At 61.8% G+C, this 4,211-nt stretch carries 6 protein-coding genes; 4 read left to right on the forward strand and 2 right to left on the reverse strand.

The features are described from left to right. The 4 genes from fliO to fliR all read left to right on the forward strand — a co-directional run. On the forward strand, positions 1 to 320 hold a 320-nt coding region (fliO, locus tag WCA53_RS31245; protein ID WP_423920697.1), incomplete at its 5' end, for a flagellar biosynthetic protein FliO. Further along, the gene (gene fliP, locus WCA53_RS31250; protein ID WP_423920700.1) at positions 320 to 1,084 is read left to right on the forward strand and encodes a flagellar type III secretion system pore protein FliP; all 765 of its coding nucleotides are present in this window, start codon (positions 320 to 322) and stop codon (positions 1,082 to 1,084) included. The genes fliO and fliP, both read left to right, overlap by 1 nt. Positions 1,085 to 1,097: 13 nt before the next feature. Continuing rightward, the gene (gene fliQ / locus WCA53_RS31255; protein ID WP_423920705.1) at positions 1,098 to 1,367 is read left to right on the forward strand and encodes a flagellar biosynthesis protein FliQ; all 270 of its coding nucleotides are present in this window, start codon (positions 1,098 to 1,100) and stop codon (positions 1,365 to 1,367) included. Between the two features lie 2 nt (positions 1,368 to 1,369). Continuing rightward, complete coding sequence (fliR, locus tag WCA53_RS31260) at positions 1,370 to 2,161, forward strand: flagellar biosynthetic protein FliR (RefSeq protein WP_423920710.1); 792 nt, start codon at positions 1,370 to 1,372, stop codon at positions 2,159 to 2,161. A 92-nt stretch (positions 2,162 to 2,253) separates the two neighbouring features. On the opposite strand, the gene flgL is transcribed toward fliR, so the two are convergent. Together flgL and WCA53_RS31270 are read right to left on the reverse strand one after the other, a co-directional pair. After that, on the reverse strand, positions 2,254 to 3,543 hold the full coding sequence (flgL, locus tag WCA53_RS31265; RefSeq protein WP_423920712.1) for a flagellar hook-associated protein FlgL: 1,290 nt from the start codon (positions 3,541 to 3,543) through the stop codon (positions 2,254 to 2,256). Between the two features lie 10 nt (positions 3,544 to 3,553). Then, the coding region (locus tag WCA53_RS31270; RefSeq protein ID WP_423920715.1) for a flagellar basal body rod C-terminal domain-containing protein at positions 3,554 to 4,211 on the reverse strand (658 nt) is incomplete at its 5' end.

Raw genomic sequence — 4,211 nt, forward strand, 5'->3', positions numbered from 1 at the left:
GCGCGTGGCTTGCCCGCAAGTTCGGCCTGCAGGGCAGCAGGCGGGACGGCATGGTGAAGATCGTCGGCGGTGCGTCGCTGGGCAACAAGGAGCGCGTGACGGTGGTCGAGATCGGCGATACGTGGCTCGTGCTCGGCGCCGCGCCCGGCAATGTGAGGTTGCTGCACACGATGCCGGCAGGATCGACGCAAGTCAGTGGCATCGACAATCCGGCCGCGCCTTCCTCGCCGATGCAAGGCGGTTTCGGCCAGCGTTTTCGCGATGCCCTCGGCAATGAAGCCACCAAACGCCTGCAAAAGTTCGCCGGCGGGAGCAAGTAATGAAGTTAAGTTTTTGGGTACGCGGCCTGAAGTTGCTGCTACCGGTCCTGATCGCAGCGCTTCCCTACGCTGCGTTCGCACAAAGCACCGCCGGACTGCCAGCGTTCAACACCAGTCCCGGCCCCAACGGCGGCACGACCTATTCGCTCAGCGTCCAGACGATGCTGCTGCTGACCATGCTGTCGTTCCTGCCAGCCATGGTGCTGATGATGACGAGCTTCACGCGGATCATCATTGTGTTGTCGCTGCTGCGCCAGGCGCTTGGCACGAACACCACGCCGCCGAACCAAGTGTTGGTCGGGCTCGCCTTGTTTCTTACGCTGTTCGTGATGTCGCCTGTGCTAGACCGCGCTTATGCCGACGCGTACAAGCCCTTCTCCGACGGCACGATCACCATGGACCAGGCCATGACGCGCGGCATTACGCCGTTCAAGGAGTTCATGCTGCGCCAGACGCGTGAAAGCGATCTCGCGTTGTTCGCGAAGATTTCTCACGCCGCACCGATGAACGGTCCCGAAGACGTCCCGCTCTCGCTGCTGGTGCCGTCGTTTGTCACGAGCGAGCTCAAGACCGGTTTCCAGATTGGCTTCACGATATTTATTCCGTTTCTCATCATCGACATGGTGGTGGCGAGCGTGTTGATGTCGATGGGGATGATGATGGTGTCGCCCACCACGATTTCGTTGCCGTTCAAGCTGATGCTGTTCGTTCTCGTGGATGGGTGGCAGTTGCTGATCGGGTCGTTGGCGCAAAGCTTTACTTAGCAGGCACCCAAAGATGACTCCTGAATCCGTCATGTCGATCGCGCACCAGGCCATGTATGTGGGGCTGCTGCTCGCGTCTCCGTTGTTGCTGACCGCGCTGATCGTCGGCCTTGTGGTAAGCCTGTTCCAGGCCGCCACGCAGATCAACGAAAGCACCCTCTCCTTCATTCCGAAATTGTTGGCGGTGGCAGTCATGCTCGTGATCGCCGGGCCATGGATGCTGGAAACGCTGCTCGACTACATGCGCCACGTGTTCACCATCACGCCCGCCATCACCGGCTGACCATGTTTTCCGTCACTTACGCGCAACTCAACGTCTGGCTGACAGCGTTTCTCTGGCCGTTCGTTCGTATTCTCGCGTTGATTGCGACGGCGCCGCTATTTAGCCACATGGCCATCCAGGTTCGCGTAAAAGTCGGCCTGGCCGCCTTTGTTTCGCTGATCGTGGCGCCCACCCTCGGCGCCATGCCGGCGGTCACGGTTTTCTCCGCTGCGGGCGTCCTGATCATCGTCAACCAGTTCCTGATCGGCGCGGCGCTCGGGGTGACGATGCAAGTCGCCTTCGCCTCAATCGATGCCGCCGGCGAGTTCATCGGCATGCAAATGGGCCTGGGCTTCGCCATGCTCTACGACGCGCGCGCGGGCGGAAATTCAGTCGTGATATCGCGCTTCCTGAATACCATCGCGATGCTGGCGTTTCTCGTTTTCGATGGCCATTTGCAGGTGATCGCCGCACTCATCGACACGTTTCAAAGCGTGCCGGTGAGCGCGAACGTCCTCGGTTCCGCGGTGTATGCGCGCGGCTGGCAGACACTGGCCTCGTACGGCGCAAGTGTATTTTCGACGGGTCTGCTGCTGTCGTTGCCGGTGGTGACCGCATTGCTGGTCACGAATCTGGCGCTTGGCATCCTGAATCGCGCGGCACCGCAGATCGGCATTTTCCAGATTGGCTTCCCCGTCACGATGATGGTCGGCTTGCTGCTGATCCAGTTGATGATGCCGAACATGATTCCGTTCTTTCAGCGCATTTTCGAGAGCGGGGTCGATCAGATGGGGCGCGTGGCGGCGGCGTTGTAGGGTGCGTCACCCGTTGTTCGCCGCGCCATAAAAAAAGCCGCCCTTTCCCCGAGGCGGCTCAAGCACAACATACAACCCTCATCAATTCAATTTCAGCTGCCGCTGATGTACTGGAACAGCGACATTTTCTCGATCGATGCAAACGCCTGCTGCGCGCCCTGCAATGCCGTCGACGTCAGTTCGTACTGGCTGATGGCGGACGCCATGTCGACGCTCGTCAGGTCCGCCAACGAGTTGGCATTCTGCGTGGAGGTGGTCTGCATCGAGGTCTGCGTCGCGTTGACTTCCTGCTCACGGCCGCCCACTGACGTCTGGACTGCCAGCATGTTGTTGTAGTTGTTCTCGATCTTCGTCGCCGCCGTAGACAGCGCATTGGTCGATGCCGCCGCCTCAGCGGGCGTGGTCGTGGGCTGGTTCAGCGCGGCGACCAGGTTATCGAGCGTGGCGAAGATGTCGGTCGCGCCGGGGGTTGTCGCATTGGCGGGCGCCACGGTGAATGTGTCGTTATTCGCAGGCGTGCCGCTGATCGTCACGCTCTCACCCGCAAAGCTGATGGCGTTGCCCGGCACGTATTGAGTCGGCCCACCAACGGGCAAGCCGGGGGCCGGCGGCGTCGCCGTATTCATCTGCGACATGTCCAGGACCTGATACTGCAAGGGGCTGCCCGTGGGCGGTGCCGGCACCGCCGTCGAGAACGTGATCGAGTACGTATCAGCGTTGCCCGGATTGGTCGGGTCCGTCACGCTGACCGGGCCCAGTATCCCCGTGCCCGTATTCCCGGCCGTCGCAGTCGCCACGGGCGTGCTTTCGGTCGGCGAGACACTCTGGAATACCGCTGTGCCCGTGTCGCCCACGGGGATTGAGCGGCTATCGGTGATCTGAACCACGCGCTGGCCGTTATCGCCGCCATAGGTCACACCTACAGCCGGCGGCGTGTTGTTGGTGAACGTCGTCGCGTTGCCCTGAAAACCCGAGAAAATCGAGTTGCCCGAGCTGTCGGTGGTGTTCGCCAACCCCAGCAACTGGTTCCGCAAGGTCTGGATCTGCGTCGCGATGTCGGCCCGATTGGCGTCCGAGAGCGAACCGTCACCGGCACTGGTCACCGCCGTCTGGATGGCCTGTATGGTGCTTACCACGCCCTTCATCGTGGAATCTTCCAGCCCGAGCGAAGTCGTCGCGCTCGCCTGATTCGTGGCGTACTGCGCGAGCGTGGCCGATTGTGCCGTGAGTTGCACCGCCTGAGCGGCACCGATCGGATTGTCGCCGGCGGTCTGCAGCTTGTTGCCGGTGGCGATCTGCTGGTACATCGTGGCAAGCGTCGACTGCTGGTCGTCCATTGCCTGGACGTTCATCGTGAAGTACTGGGAACTGGAGATACGCATCGCAAAAGCCTCAACTAAAAATGCCAAGCAGGGTCTGGAACAGCGTCGACGCGGTCTGGATGACCTTGCTGTTGGCCTGGTATAGCTGCTGGTACTGGATCAGGTTCGCCGCTTCTTCGTTCAGGTTCACGCCCGACACGGACTGCTGCGCCGACGTGACCTGATTGAGCACAGCCGTCTGGGACGTGCTCGACGTCTGGAGCTGATCGGTCGTATTGCCAATGCCATTGACGTAGTTCGCGTACGCACTGGTGAGCGTATCGGTGCCGTTGTTCATCGACTTGGTCTTGCCGACCTGCGACAGGGCGAGCGCGTTGCTACCGTCAGTCGGGCCGCTTGCGGCTGTCGTTACCGTGAACGTGTCGCCGTTGGCGGGCGTGCCGGTGATGGTCGTATTCACGCCAGCGGCACTGAACGTCATGCCGCTCGTAAAGGGGAACGGCGTGCCCGCCGTCACCACCGTGCCGCCGGCCAGCGTCACGGATACGGTCGAAGTCATCGTGCTGGTCGCTGTACTGTAGGTCAACGTGCCCGTGGCCGGAACGACGAGCCCGGGGCCCGCAGTACTGGCCGCCGCAATGGTTGCCCCACCGCCATTGCCCGTCGTCGCCGTCGCGGTGACCACCGGCGTCTCAGCGGCGATCCCCGCAGCCGAGGACGTGCTGGAC

It is taken from the genome of Caballeronia sp. (assembly GCF_049581465.1).
GTDB lineage: Bacteria > Pseudomonadota > Gammaproteobacteria > Burkholderiales > Burkholderiaceae > Caballeronia.

Bases quoted from the DNA above. Each gene is read 5' to 3' on its own strand.
- fliR (WP_423920710.1), top strand. From the start codon at position 1,370: ATGTTTTCCGTCACTTACGCGCAACTCAACGTCTGGCTGACAGCGTTT.
- fliP (WP_423920700.1), top strand. From the start codon at position 320: ATGAAGTTAAGTTTTTGGGTACGCGGCCTGAAGTTGCTGCTACCGGTC.
- fliQ (WP_423920705.1), top strand. From the start codon at position 1,098: ATGACTCCTGAATCCGTCATGTCGATCGCGCACCAGGCCATGTATGTG.
- flgL (WP_423920712.1), bottom strand. From the start codon at position 3,543: ATGCGTATCTCCAGTTCCCAGTACTTCACGATGAACGTCCAGGCAATG.